This window comes from Blautia sp. OM07-19 (assembly GCF_003481595.1).
Taxonomy (GTDB): domain Bacteria; phylum Bacillota; class Clostridia; order Lachnospirales; family Lachnospiraceae; genus Blautia_A; species Blautia_A intestinihominis.
On record NZ_QULA01000020.1, the window covers coordinates 36,022 to 50,049 of the forward strand.

13 protein-coding genes and 1 pseudogene are annotated in these 14,028 nt (G+C 39.6%); 1 reads left to right on the forward strand and 13 read right to left on the reverse strand.

Annotated elements, in window-relative coordinates; genetic code table 11:
• Positions 1 to 141: 141 nt before the first annotated feature.
• Genes pfkB through DXC01_RS13335 form a run of 7 tightly spaced genes read right to left on the reverse strand, consistent with a single transcriptional unit; the run spans position 142 to position 7,294 of the window.
• A complete protein-coding gene (gene pfkB, locus DXC01_RS13305; protein ID WP_118699086.1) occupies positions 142 to 1,074 on the reverse strand; it encodes a 1-phosphofructokinase in 933 nt (310 codons plus the stop codon).
• A 21-nt stretch (positions 1,075 to 1,095) separates the two neighbouring features.
• Positions 1,096 to 1,947: a class II fructose-1,6-bisphosphate aldolase gene (fba, locus tag DXC01_RS13310; protein WP_118699087.1), complete on the reverse strand. Its 852-nt coding sequence runs from the start codon at positions 1,945 to 1,947 to the stop codon at positions 1,096 to 1,098.
• Between the two features lie 44 nt (positions 1,948 to 1,991).
• Positions 1,992 to 2,966: a substrate-binding domain-containing protein gene (locus DXC01_RS13315; protein WP_022213543.1), complete on the reverse strand. Its 975-nt coding sequence runs from the start codon at positions 2,964 to 2,966 to the stop codon at positions 1,992 to 1,994.
• Between the two features lie 23 nt (positions 2,967 to 2,989).
• Complete coding sequence (locus tag DXC01_RS13320) at positions 2,990 to 3,928, reverse strand: ABC transporter permease (protein WP_022213544.1); 939 nt, start codon at positions 3,926 to 3,928, stop codon at positions 2,990 to 2,992.
• A gap of 9 nt (positions 3,929 to 3,937) precedes the next feature.
• A complete protein-coding gene (locus tag DXC01_RS13325; protein ID WP_022213545.1) occupies positions 3,938 to 5,440 on the reverse strand; it encodes a sugar ABC transporter ATP-binding protein in 1,503 nt (500 codons plus the stop codon).
• A 13-nt stretch (positions 5,441 to 5,453) separates the two neighbouring features.
• Positions 5,454 to 6,407, reverse strand: a complete 954-nt coding sequence (locus tag DXC01_RS13330) for a sugar kinase (protein ID WP_022213546.1) — start codon at positions 6,405 to 6,407, stop codon at positions 5,454 to 5,456.
• An 11-nt stretch (positions 6,408 to 6,418) separates the two neighbouring features.
• Complete coding sequence (locus tag DXC01_RS13335; RefSeq protein WP_022213547.1) at positions 6,419 to 7,294, reverse strand: D-psicose 3-epimerase; 876 nt, start codon at positions 7,292 to 7,294, stop codon at positions 6,419 to 6,421.
• Between the two features lie 431 nt (positions 7,295 to 7,725).
• Here DXC01_RS13335 and DXC01_RS13340 point away from each other — a divergent pair, with 431 nt between their 5' ends.
• A complete protein-coding gene (locus DXC01_RS13340; RefSeq protein ID WP_118699088.1) occupies positions 7,726 to 8,748 on the forward strand; it encodes a LacI family DNA-binding transcriptional regulator in 1,023 nt (340 codons plus the stop codon).
• A gap of 124 nt (positions 8,749 to 8,872) precedes the next feature.
• Here the strand turns inward: DXC01_RS13340 and DXC01_RS13345 are convergent, their stop codons facing one another.
• The 6 genes and pseudogenes from DXC01_RS13345 to DXC01_RS13365 form a co-directional block, all read right to left on the reverse strand.
• The gene (locus tag DXC01_RS13345) at positions 8,873 to 10,621 is read right to left on the reverse strand and encodes an ABC transporter ATP-binding protein (RefSeq protein ID WP_022213549.1); all 1,749 of its coding nucleotides are present in this window, start codon (positions 10,619 to 10,621) and stop codon (positions 8,873 to 8,875) included.
• Positions 10,622 to 10,645: 24 nt separating this feature from the next.
• Entirely contained in the window at positions 10,646 to 10,783 is a 138-nt protein-coding gene (locus DXC01_RS20320) for a transcriptional regulator (protein WP_022213550.1), read from the reverse strand.
• Positions 10,758 to 11,350: pseudogene (locus tag DXC01_RS13350) on the reverse strand (transposase); the annotation flags it as partial. The gene DXC01_RS20320 and the pseudogene DXC01_RS13350, both read right to left, overlap by 26 nt.
• 207 nt (positions 11,351 to 11,557) lie before the next feature.
• Entirely contained in the window at positions 11,558 to 12,271 is a 714-nt protein-coding gene (locus DXC01_RS13355; RefSeq protein WP_118699089.1) for a YczE/YyaS/YitT family protein, read from the reverse strand.
• A 294-nt stretch (positions 12,272 to 12,565) separates the two neighbouring features.
• Complete coding sequence (locus tag DXC01_RS13360; RefSeq protein ID WP_173905414.1) at positions 12,566 to 13,201, reverse strand: hypothetical protein; 636 nt, start codon at positions 13,199 to 13,201, stop codon at positions 12,566 to 12,568.
• A 296-nt stretch (positions 13,202 to 13,497) separates the two neighbouring features.
• Positions 13,498 to 13,950: an Hsp20/alpha crystallin family protein gene (locus tag DXC01_RS13365; protein ID WP_072522282.1), complete on the reverse strand. Its 453-nt coding sequence runs from the start codon at positions 13,948 to 13,950 to the stop codon at positions 13,498 to 13,500.
• Between the last annotated feature and the right edge of the window lie 78 nt (positions 13,951 to 14,028).

The window sequence follows — 14,028 nt, forward strand, 5'->3', positions numbered from 1 at the left end:
CTGTAATGCACTAACTATAATACCACATTTTCCGGAAAATGCAAGCAGATTTTTAAAATTTTTTATATTTTTGTGTTTGTATATATTATTTGCTCAAGATGCACTATCCGGGACTTTAAAAAGTCCCGGATAAGTATATCCTTATCTTAGCTTTTCGACAACAACTTTGTCATATATCTTCTGATATTCTACGGGATCAAAATCTCCCGTATTTGGAGAAAGTGCATTTGCTGCTGATACTGCCACAGCATAACTCAATGCCTCTTCTGCCCTGTAATTTCTCTTAAGAGCAACTGCAAAGCCACCAACCATAGAATCACCACAGCCAACGGTATTTACCACCTGGATTTTGGGAGGTTTTCCATGATAAATACCTTCTTCACACACAAGAAGTGCTCCTTCTCCACCCAGCGAAACTGCCACATACGGAATTCCTGATTCATGAATTTCAACTGCATATTTTATTACTTCATCCATAGAGTGTATTTTAGTATCAAACAGCAGTTCCAGTTCATCCTGATTCGGTTTCACCAATGTTGGTGCTGCTTTCATTCCTTCCTGTAAAAGAACGCCACTGGTATCCAGAATAACTTTTTTACCAGCCTCTTTCAGCTTTGTAATGATCTTGGCATAAATATCTTTTCCCATTCCGCATGGAACACTTCCGGAAATTGTAACGATCTCACTGTCTTTCACAATCTCTGGCAATTGCTCTATAAACCTTGCCTCTTCTTCTGCCGAAATCTCTGATCCTGGCTCCAGATACTCCGTAGAACCATATCCTTCATCCAGAATATTGATACAGCATCTCGTTTCTCCTTCCATATGTCCGAAATGATATGCAATCCCATCCCGGGCAAGCATGGATTCCAGATACTGTCCGTTAAATCCACCAGTAATTCCTGTTGCCTGTACTTTTTCCCCGCACAGCTTAATCGCCCGGGCCACATTCAGACCTTTTCCACCTGCTGAATTCCTGCATCTGGCAACTCGCATGACAGTCCCATTTTCAATCGTATGATCCATAAAATATGCCTTGTCGATTGAAGCATTCATAGTCACCGTAGTAATCATAATCTTCTCCCCGCTTCAGTCTTATGCCTTATCTACACTTCCGCAGACTTTGATCTTTGACATTACATACTGCTTCACTTCTTCACGCCCTGATGCATTATATTTCTTTGGATCGATTGCATCCGGATTTTCCATAAGGTATTTTCTCACACCCTTTGTAAAAGCAATACGTAAATCTGTTGCATAATTTACCTTGCAGATTCCACGACTGATGCATTCTTTTACTGCATCATCCGGTACGCCGGAGGTACCATGAAGAACAAGCGGAATGGATACGACTTCTCTGATCTCACTGAGTCTGTCTACATCAAGTTTCGGAGTTCCCTTGTATACACCATGTGCCGTTCCAATCGCAACGGCAAGAGAATCCACACCTGTCGCATTTACAAACTCAACTGCCTCAGAAGGAACTGTATATGGATTTCCATCACCGCCCTCCAGATCATCTTCCTTGCCGCCAACTTTTCCAAGCTCTGCTTCTACTGGAACACCTGCAGAGTGGCAGGCATCTACAACAGATTTTGTTACTTTTATATTATCCTCAAAGTTTTCATGTGACCCATCGATCATAATGGAGGTGTAACCGGCACGATACGCTTTCATAGCCAGATCAAAACTGTTTCCATGATCCAGGTGCATCACGACCGGAACTTTGGCTTTTTTAGCCGCCGTTGCCACATTTGCAAAAAAGTAATCTACATCTGCATATTTCACAGTAGAAGGCGTCGTCTGCATAATAACAGGTGCATTTAATTCTTCTGCTGCTGCCACTACTGCCTGAACCATCTCCATATTTTCTACATTAAAAGCTCCAATTGCATAATGACCCTCCTGAGCTTTTAATAATAATTCTTTTGTTGTAACCAGTGACATGAGATTATTTCCTCCATATAATTATTCAAGCGGATTTCTGCAAATTATTCTAAATAATCATCAACATTGTCAGCAGTAATTAACTGGAATGGTACATTATATCTTGATTCTACTTCCTCACCAACACCAACTTTTACTGCAACATCAATTACTGCACTTGCCTGTCCATCTGCATCCTGAAGTACACTTGCAGAAAGTCTTCCGTCCTTTACAGCCTGAAGTGCATCACTGATTCCATCTACACCAATGATAACAAGGTCTTTACCTTCTGCTTCCGCTGCCTGTAATGCGCCCATGGACATATCATCATTTTCGCAGATAACAGCTTTCAGATCCGGATATTTTCCAATCCAGTCTTCTGTAGTAGACATTGCCTTATCACGCTGCCAGCTCGCAGACAATGTACCAACACACTCATATTTATCATCTTTTAAAATAGTCTCCTCTAATCCCTGATAACGAAGCAACTGTGCACTCTGACCCATTTCGCCCTCAAGAATTGCATACTGACCGCCATCCCCTAACTGTTCCATTACATAATTTCCCATCATTTCTCCGGCCTCAGAGTCATTGGAACCTACATAAGATACATAATCTGTACTTGTCGTCTCCGTGTTAACTTCTACCACCGGAATATCAGCATCTGCTGCCAGAGTAAGTACCTGTGCAGAACCATCCGCATCCTGTGGATTCAGGATAATTACGTCTACCTGTTTCGCAATAATATCCTCTGCCTGAGAAATCTGTTTCGCAATATCTGCCTGTCCATCCATCAGATATAATTCTGCATTCGGATAATTCTTTTCTACATAATCCTGAATTGCAGTACCTAATTTGTTGGAATAAGCATCAGACATTGTCTTCATGAGAACTCCAATTTTTACACTGGAATCTTCTGCCGCCTTTTCAATTGTAGATGGATCTGCACCGCTGTTCTCTTCTGCCGCACTCACTACGCCTGCCATAGATACGCTCATACATACTGCTGTTAAAATTGCCATTACCTTTCTTGCTTTCATTGTTTTTCCCTCTTTCTTTCGTTTTATTTATTTTGAATTTTCTTTGATACGATATCAAAACATACTGCACCTAATATAATGATTCCTTTAATGATCTGCTGATAATAGGAAGATACATTTAAAAGGTTTAAGCTGTTATTTAATGTTCCAATGATCAGAATACCTACCAGAGTTCCCGGTATTGTTCCAATTCCACCTGTCATACTTGTTCCACCGATTACAGCCGCTGCGATCGCATCTGTTTCAAAACCGGTTCCAACTGCAGGCTGACCGGAATTTGTTCTTGAAGCCAGGACAATACCTGCAATACCAGAAAGAGTACCTGCCAGAATATACACTTTCATAAGTATTTTTTTTGTATTTACGCCAGATGCTTCTGCTGCTTTTATATTACCGCCAGTTGCATAAATGTAACGTCCAAATTTCATTTTTGAAAGTACGATATGACAGATCAGTAAGATAGCCAGAAAAATAATGATCGGAGCCATACCCTGGCCTATGATTCTGAACTTCGGAGAATTTAATGTATATGGCTTTCCATCTGAATAAACATAGGCAAATCCTCTTGCAATTGTCATTCCTGCCAGAGTTGCTACAAACGCAGGAACTTCCATATATGCTACAAAAAATCCATTCATTGCACCAAACAAACCACAGACTACGATTCCTGCAAGCACAGCCAAAATTACCTGCTCCGGATGTACAACCAGTATACTTCCGCTGATAACGCCTGCAACAGCAACCAGAGAACCTACTGTCAGGTCAATGCCGCCTGTCATGATAACAAATGTCATTCCAATAGCCAGTATTCCATTCACTGCAACCTGGCGAAGAATATTAACCGCATTAGATACCGTTCTGAATGTAGGAGATACCGCCAGCATGATTACCCACATAATGACCAGAACCATCAATATTCCATATTTTCTTATAAATTCTGCATCAAAAACTTTACGTTTCATATTTACCTCCTACACTTCCTGTAACGCACTGCTAAGCAGATTATTTTGTGTGACAGAGCCCGCGTCAATTTCATCTTTTGTATAAGTTCCGGTAATTCTGCCTTTTGACACTACCATAATTCTGTCGCTCATTCCCATTACCTCAGGAAGTTCTGATGAAATCATGATAATTGCAATACCTTTTTTCGCTAATTCCACCATCATTTTATAGATTTCAAATTTTGCACCTACATCAATTCCTCTCGTCGGCTCATCTAATATCAATAATTTAGGTTCTGATTGGAGCCATTTTGCCAGGACTACTTTCTGCTGGTTTCCACCGGATAAAGTACCTACGGCAACATTTGTCGTTGCACACTTAATTCCCAATGACTTTCTGTAATCCTCTACTGCATTTTTTTCTTTTGTAGAATTGATAAACAGATTTTTGTGTAATTTCGGCAGATTAGGAAGTGATATATTTTCTTTTATAGATCTACATAGCACCAGACCGTATATTTTTCTGTCTTCACTTACCAGTGCAATCTTATTTTTTATAGCTTCCTGTGGCGATCTTACCTTTATTTCCTGACCGTCCATAAAAATCTGTCCACTATCTAATTTGTCCAGTCCGAAGACAGCATTCATGATCTCACTTCGTCCGGCACCTACCAGCCCCGAGAATCCAACAATTTCCCCTGCATGAACCTGAAAACTGATATCATCAAAAACACCTTTTCTGCTGAGATTCTTGGCTTCGAACACCACATCTCCCATACAGACTTTCTCCTTCGGATAGATCTGATCCAGGCTTCGTCCTACCATCATCTCTACCAGTTCATTCTGTGTAACGCCTTTCGCATCAACCGTCTTAATATACTCTCCATCTCGAAGAACTGTAATCCTGTCTGTCAGCTTCAGAATTTCTTCCAGACGATGTGAGATATAAATAATGGAAACTCCTTTATCTGTCAGTTCTTTTATTATCTTAAAAAGTTTCTGAGATTCTTCATCTGACAGAGAAGATGTAGGTTCATCCATAATAATGATATCGGCATTCTTTCTTACTGCCTTAATGATTTCAAGCATCTGAATCTGCGCTACACTTAAGCTTCCGACCTTTAATTTAGGATCAAAATCCATTCCATATTCACGAAGAATACCTTTTGTCTGTTCAATCATTTCGCGATCATTCAGGAATTTTCCTTTCATGATCTCCTGACCCAGGAATATATTATCCGCAATTGTCATATCCGGAAGAGGTGCTAATTCCTGATGGATCATAGATATACCTGTTTTCTGTGAATCAGCAATTGATTTCGGTTTTATCTGTTCACCATTATGAAAAATCTCACCCTCATCAGGAGTATATTCTCCTGTGATCATCTTCATTAAAGTTGATTTTCCAGCACCATTTTCGCCTACCAGAGCATGAACTTCGCCCGGCGCTACCTGAAAACTTACCCCTTTAATTGCATATACTCCAGGAAAACGTTTATGTAAATTTCGCACTTCCAAGCGATAATTTCCCATGTTATCCCTCCTACTATTTTTCATGCAGCTTAATCATTTCTTCAACAGTTTCTCTGGAAATGTCGCCTTCCATTGGTCCAAATGCTGCTGCATTCAGTGCTCCGGCTGCTGCACCCATCTGCGCTGCTTCTTTTACATTTTTTCCTTCGGCAAGACCGCAGATAAATGCTGCATCATAGCTGTCTCCTGCTCCCGTAGCATCTACCTGTGTTACAGGATATACTCCGACCTTTTCCAGCAAGCCATCAGGTCCATAGATTTCAGATCCTTTGGAACTATTTTTCAGGACTAAAAGTTCCATATTTTTATTGTCATCAAACACCTTTTTGATTGCGTTTTCCAGATTCTCTTCTCCGGTGATCATTTTCAATTCAGATACTCCAGGCATAAAAATATTTGCTTCCCTGTAAACCTGTTTCACAACTTCCATTGCCTCCGGCTCCTTCAGCATTTCCAGTCTGACATTTGGATCGAAGCTGACTTTTGCTCCTTTTTCCTTCAACATGTGCATGGTCTTTACAACTTCTTTTCCAAATTCTACGGATGCCATTAAAGAACATCCCATCACATGAAAATATTTCGTATCGTTAAAGTCATCTGTTTTTTCTGGAGCTTTGGCTGCTACAGCCGGTGTATGATTGATATGGAAAATAAATTTTCTGTCACCATTTTTGAAATAGGTTACAAATGCAGCTCCTGTAGAAGCTTCATTACTTACCAGAATTCTGCTGCAGTCTACTCCGACTTCTTTCAACCGATCCAGAATATTTTTTCCAAAGTCATCATTTCCTACTCCTGAAATGATTGATGCGCTATGTCCCAGCCTTGCTGCTGTACTGACAAAAATCCCAGGTGCTCCACTTGGAAACGGTCCTCTGAAATATTTTCCGGTTTCGTATAACTGTACATCTTCTTCTGCACGCATGATCTCAACGAGCAGTTCTCCCATAATTACTATCTCAGCCATATCAGTACCTCTTATCCGTTAAATTTTTCTTTCAGGAATGTCATAGATTCTGTCAGATATCTATCCATCTGTGCCTCATCAGCTCCATTGCTCAGATCTCTCCAAACCTTAATATCAGCTCCAACACTTCCTCCTGGCAGAAGGAACGGCTCTGCAACAACTGCTTTGTTATATCCAATCTCTCTCAACGCTTTTCCCATTTCCTCCCACGGCATAGAACCTTTACTCATTCCAGGAAGTTTTCGATTTCCTTCTCCTACATGGAAGTGTCCCAGAAGCGGGCCTGCTTTTCTGATTGCATCCGGAAGATTATCTTCTTCAATATTCATATGAAAAGTGTCCAAAAGAATGTTGACATTTTTACTTCCAACTCTCTTGCAGTATTCCACAGCTTCTTCACAGCTTGTCATAATGTAAGTTTCGAATCTGTTGAGAACTTCCAGGCAGCACTCAATATCAAGTTCTTCTGCGACCTTAGCAACTTCTTTCATTCCCTGGATACTTCTTTCCCATGCTCCCTCTTTATCATCATATTTAAAATCTTTGCACGGCCAGTAAGAATACATTGCACCAACCAGAGATTTAGATCCGATCTTTTTCATTGCTCTGAGGATATCTGTGAGATATTTTACACCATTGGCACGAACTGCCGGATCTTCGGAAGCCAGGTCATATTCTTTGGAAGGTCCGATATTAGAAGTAATCTCCATTTCAAGCTCATCACAGGTAGTTTTCAGTTCTTTTAACTGATCATCGGTCATTTCCAAAAGATGTGGCGCTCCAACTTCAAGTACTTCACACCCACATGCATGCATCCTCTTTGCTGTTTCGATATAATCGCATTTCCATTCATGTCCCCAATAAGAATATAACGCTCCAAATTTCATAATCCATATACCTCTTTTCCTAATCTTTTTATTTATGTGCTCGTGCACATTTATTTGCTTTTTAAAATAGTATATTTCTTTATACCATTTCTTTATTTTTCTTGTATTCTGTTTTATGTGCTCGTGCTCTTTTTGATGTTTAAATAGTATCACATTCATTTCTTGTAATCAATAGTTTAAAATTCATATATTTTTATTTATATTTTTGTGCATATTATATATTTATTCCGTTTTCTATATGAATCTTCATCTTTATTTTGTGCTCGTGCAACTTTTTTATTAATACTATAGACATCTGCCTAAAATCATGTTAAACTCTATCTATAATTAAATTTCATTGATTATCCGTGCAATGGATATTTCTCACTTTGCCACTTTGGTAAAAAAGCAGAGCTTAAGATGCAATATTTTTTTATAGAAGGAGTACACGTATGCCCGTAACAATTAAAGAAATTGCCGCATTGGCCAATGTATCCAGAGGAACTGTAGATAAAGTTCTTAATAATCGTCCCGGAGTTAAAGACTCCACAAGAGAGAAAGTTCTCAAAATTGCAGCTGAACTGCATTATCAGCCTAATTTTATTGGAAAAGCCCTCGTCCACAGCAATAATCCGATTAAAATCGGTATTATTCTTACTCCAGATTATAACCCGTTTGTACTGGAGCTTCTCGAGGGAATTCAGACTGCGCAGAAAGAATTTTCTGCGTTTGGCCTTGAAGTGATTACAAAAATGATGACAACCCTGGAACCTGCTGAACAATTAAGTATTGTTAACGAACTTGTTGATATGAATGTCAGTGGTATGGCTGTTTTTCCCCTGGATGATCCACAAATTTTTTCCAGAGTCAATCATCTGATCGAGAACCAGATGGCAGTTATCACATTTAACTCAAGAGTAGAAGGAATCCATCATTTATCTTTCATAGGCCAGGATCATTATAAAGGAGGTCGTACAGCTGCCGGACTCTTAAACAAGATTTGCCCACCAGGTACTCAAGTCGGTGTTATTATCAGTTCTCGCAATCTATCCTGCCATCAGGACCGTTTAAGTGGATTTCAGGACAAACTTGCAGAAGTTGATTCAAACTTCAAAATTCTTGATATACAGGAAAATCAGGATAAAAAAGAAGATGCTTTCCGCATCACATTAGAATATTGTAATAATTACCCGGATCTGGGTGCTATTTATTTAACAAGTGGTGGGGTTACAGGAGTTGTAAGTGCATTGGAAGTAGCAGAGAAATCACCTCAGGTAAAGATCATCTGCCATGATATTACTCCTGATACTGTCCGCCTTCTCAAACAAGGCACTGTTGATTTCGCTCTTGGACAGAATCCTGTTCAACAGGGTTATCAATTAGTAAAAACTTTATTTGAATATCTGATCAAAAATATCTGCCCACCGGAGAATATCGAAATTCCAATTACTATTGCTACTGATGAGTCTTTATAATTTCAAATAGGAAACCCCAAAGCAACCATATTTTGCTTTGGGGTTCAGTCCTTTTCTTCAATTAAATGCAAGCAGAATTTTTATGTTTATACATATAATTCAGCATAACCGTCCGCTGTAAATCTCACTCTTTTAACTCCTGCGTATGAACCAAAGAAGCATAAATACCATCTTTCTGCATCAGTTCTTCATGAGTTCCATTTTCGACAATCTGCCCCTGCTCGATGACAGCAATATTATCCGCATTTTTCACAGTAGACAGCCTGTGTGCAATGATAATCGTTGTTCTTCCAGCTGCTAGTTTCTCAAAAGTTTCCTGAATTTTCGCTTCCGTCACACTGTCCAATGCGGAAGTAGCTTCATCAAGAATCAAAATCGGCGGATTTTTCAGGAAAATACGTGCGATAGAAATTCTCTGCTTCTGCCCGCCAGAAAGAAGAACGCCCCTCTCTCCGACATTCGTATCAAAACCTTTTGGCATTTCCATGATGTCATCATAAATCTCTGCCATCTTTGCGGCCCGGATGATCTCATCCATTGTCGCATCCAGTTTCCCGTAACGAATATTTTCTGCAATGCTGTCTGCAAAAAGAAAGACATCCTGCTGCACCACACCAATATTTTTATGCAGAGATTCCTGTGTTGCCTTTCGCACATCCACACCATCAACAGAAATCCTTCCTTCAGTCACATCATAAAACCTCGGGATCAGCTGACTGAGTGTTGTCTTGCCGCCACCCGAAGATCCGACAAACGCAATCGTTTCACCCGGAACAATATGAAGTGAGACATCTTGGAGCACCTCATGGTCACCTTCATAGGAAAATCCCACATGCTCAATATCAATCTTTCCTTCTACCTTCTGAAGTTCTACTGCATCCGGAGCATCTTTCAGCATCGCTTCTGTTCTCATCAATTGCACATATCTATGTAGGCTGGCAGTTCCATTCGCAATCAGTTCCACTGTCGTCGAAAGCTTTCTTACTGGATTCACAAAAGTTGAAACATACAGGCTGAATGTGATCAGATCAATAATATTCAGCTGGTCCGACATAATCAGGGCACCTCCAACTGCAATTACGATTGCTGAAAGAATGCACATAAAAAATTCCATTACTGCATTAAATCGACCCATAGCTCTGTAAAAATCCGCTTTAGAATCGCGATAACTTAAATTTGCAGAGTCAAATTTGTCAAGCTCTTTTTCTTCATTTGCAAATGCCTTTGCAGTACGAAGACCAGAAAGTCCAGATTCAAAATCTGTGTTGATCGCTGCCATTTCTTTTTTTACATTACGAGATGCGTTCTGCATAGAAAAACGGCATTTCCACACAACAATGAGAAAAATCGGAATCGTTACCGCGATCACCAGTGCCAGTTTCCACTGGATCGTAAACATAATGATCAATGCACCTATAATCGTCACCGTAGAAATAAAAATATCCTCCGGCGCATGATGTGCAAACTCTGTAATATCAAAAAGTTCCGATGTGAGCTGGCTCATCAGCTGTCCCACGCGGGCATTATCAAAATATGCATAACTCAGTTCCTGAATATGCTGAAACAGATCACGCCTGAAATCCGTCTCTATCCGAACACCAAATGTATGTCCCCAGTAGGTAATAATATAAGTAAAAACTGACCGCAAAATATAGGCACAGAACACCACCGCCATTACCGTCCAGAATGTTCTCCACGCGTTATCCGGCAAAAGTTTGTACATACACCATCTGGAAATAAACGGAAATGCCAGATCGATCATTGCAATCGCCAATGCACACACCATATCCAGGAAAAACAGTTTTCTGTGTGGTTTAAAATACGACAGAAAAATCTGCAATTCGCTTTTGTCCTTAAAATCCTTCTGATTCATTTTTCTTCTCCTGATTCTTTTATTTTATGTCGTCTCTCTCTCCATCAATTTCGTACCAAATACCATATGTTGAACACTTGGCTTATTATCTTTAGCAGCTTCTATATCTTCAAGAATAAGATCTGCCGCTCTCTGCCCCATTGCTGCAATGGAGCGTTCCATCTCGGAGTTCCGCTTTTATCAGGTCTCCAGTCAGTCCGTCATAGCATAGTAATGGATGCCATGTGCCTGATAATGGAAGTTGAATCCTTCTCCTTCCTGCCTGCCATAAGTACCAAAAAGAGTACTGTCTAAATCCAGAAGCACATGCTCCGGGCATTTTATGAAATAAATGATATCCCTAAGATTTTTATCAATGTCATCAAACTGTACCAGAGTATCTTCATCCATACGGTTGAAAAATCTTGATAATGTTGGCTGCAATGCCAGACTTTCTTTATCAAGAATGACATTGAAAACAGGATCCAGAGTCAGTTCATCCGCACAGTCATCCTGAAAATATGCAGAGATGATCTGATAGATCATCTGTAATAAGTTTTCATGGTCTTTGTGAAACCGGATAGACTTATCATTGGTTTTAAACTTCTTTTTGATCAGCTTTGTAAAGCCGATCTTTGCAGCGAATTCTTTTATCAAAAGAAGACCTGCATCGGAGGATAGATCACCTCCATCAAAATTTATTTTAATTTGCCTATTGCTTTGAAGTGAAAAGGTGTTTACAATACTCATAAAGGGCTCCTTTGTTTGGGATTGTTAAGACTTTGAACACCTTAATTTTACCACAAATGGATGCTCTTTTTTCATTCACTTAATAAGTGAAAAGCAATGTGCAATTAAAATACAGTAACTATGTGGCTTTCAGCCACTTTCACGACAAAGCCGTGAATAATTCAGGTTTATTTTATGAAATATTTTTGATGTTCCCTTCCATCATATTTAATACTCAACTCCTGCCGCCTCGATCATCTTCTTCATAAAGAAATGATTAAATAATGCGATCACACGTCCAACACCAAGTACCGCAACCACGGTTCCGATTCCCACTCCAACCAGCTTATGTGCAAAGATCATTCCCACACTGATTGTAATGCAGATGTTAAAAAGGTCAAAACAATTCTTAGTAAAACCAACCGGTTTGTGGATAAAATCTGCAATCGCCTGTACGATACCGTCGCCTGGATTTGGAATGATGCGCATATTCAGAGACATTGCCGCTCCGATTCCTGTGCAGATAATGCCTCCTGCCAGAACAAGAAGCTGTGAAGCAAATCCATGTGATGGTGCCGGAATCCACGCAGAAAACAGGTTCATGAATCTGGTAAAGATCAGACTCAGCGGAAGCTGCAGAAGATCCATTCCAAGGATAAGAGGAAGCGATTTCCTTGCCGCCGGTTTTAATGCTGCGCTTTCCTTCGCCGCCTCTCTGCGATTCCAGATCGTATGCAGGATCATTTCCACGATCACAAAAACTGTATACAGTACAAATGTCATGTTGCCAAAATTGAAATTCCATATAGTAGAAATACTATAAGATACCGAGATGATCGGCGAAACGCCAAGCCCTGATTTCGTATTCAGAATGATTCCCAACGCCAAGACAAGAAGCCCCACAACGTAGAAGATCACCCGTAAAGTTGAACTCTTTTTCATTTATATCCACTCACTTTCCGGGGATTATCTTAGCACAAAATCCCGCATATATCAAACAAAGATGATATATGCGGGACTGCCCATAGCCACAGAGCCTAGGTTCTTCGTTACTGTTCACTCCGTTCACAGCAACTTGGTCAAAATGCATTCCAAATCACCTTCGGTGATGGCATTTTGCCCCGTATGTCTCGGGATTTTGCCATTATTCATGGCAAAACACCTCGCGGGATACTACCTGTGAACAGTTACGGTTCTTCTTCAAAATCTAAATATATACTTGCATCTTTTGTTCTTTTAGTTTATATTAATACTAGAAACGGGTTTCTGACCATCTGATTTTCCAATCCATGATGGGTATCTCGTTTCTTTTTTTATATTCTGGATATCATACAAATATAGTTTCTCATCTGCCGAGCACCTGACAATAAGCACAGCCTGATATACATTATATTCTACAATTTCTCCCTGCTCATTTGTCACTGGCATTGCAAAGCGTGTATTATAACGATACCAGCCATTTATAGCTCGTTTCTTATGTTTACTTTCGAAATCTTTCTTCCAACGCCTGTCTGTTGCAATTTCAATCATTTGAGGAATCCCTTGTGACATATTTGCCTTTACTTTAGGTAATGCTCCTCTTAACTTGTTTGTATAATTTGATCCTGTATACTCATTAACAAACATCCTGTCAACCGAAATCAAATCTTCCGTTTCCAGTACTTGAAATATATATCCAATATAACGAATCAAGTACTTCTCTACTTCTTTCCATGAAATACTTCGCTTTCCTTTAAAAATCACCTGAGGAATTACAACAAACTTATGTCCCTCTACATCTCTCGCAACAAGAACTTTATTTGATGATGCCCATTTTCCAGAAGATTCTTCTGTCTTTCTTTCCAAACTCAATTTATCCAATGTATCACACATACCAATTCTTTCCTCCATTTCAGAAATTATTCTTTCATATAAGCCACCTTCTTTAAATACCGTTTCTTAAAGGAATTATCGGAATGTATTTTCACTTTCTGTTTCATTCAGAAAGTTTTATCTTCTGTACAGATAAATAACTTTTCTGCATCGCCCTTTCTTTTTAGCTCTTTATGTTCTAATCTTAACAAAACTTTCTCGTCTGGTCAACGAAACTTTTTGTAAACTCACACAAAAAACCGGGATCCTTTCGGATCCCGGCCATGTATATGTGGGGGAGAATAAGCAATGGAGGTTTAACCTTCGATTGCGATGTAACCATTTTTCTCAACGGCTTTCGGTGCTTTCTTCGGAACGGAAAGTTTCAGAATACCGTCTTCATATTTCGCGTGGATATCTTCCTCGCTGACTGCATCACCAACATAGAAGCTTCTGCTTAAGGTTCCTGCATAACGTTCACGTCTGATGTAATTGCCTTCTTTATCTTTCTCATCTTTGTCAAGACCCTTGGCTGCTGCCAGTGTCAGATAACCATCTTTCAGCTGAACCTTAATCTCATCTTTCTTAAATCCCGGAAGATCGACATCCAGTTCATAGCTGCCGTCTGTTTCACGGATATCTGTTTTCATCATGTTCTGTGCATGTTTACCATAAAGCGGATTCTTCTTGCCCCAAAACTCATCGTTAAACGGGAAGTTCATCCAATCATCATCAAATAAGTTTTCTCCAAAAATACTAGGCATTAACATAAGTCATCTCTCCTTTTATGATAAAAAATCTATATACAAGTCTTTCGACTGTTGCCTGCAAATCTATATTTAAGGGTA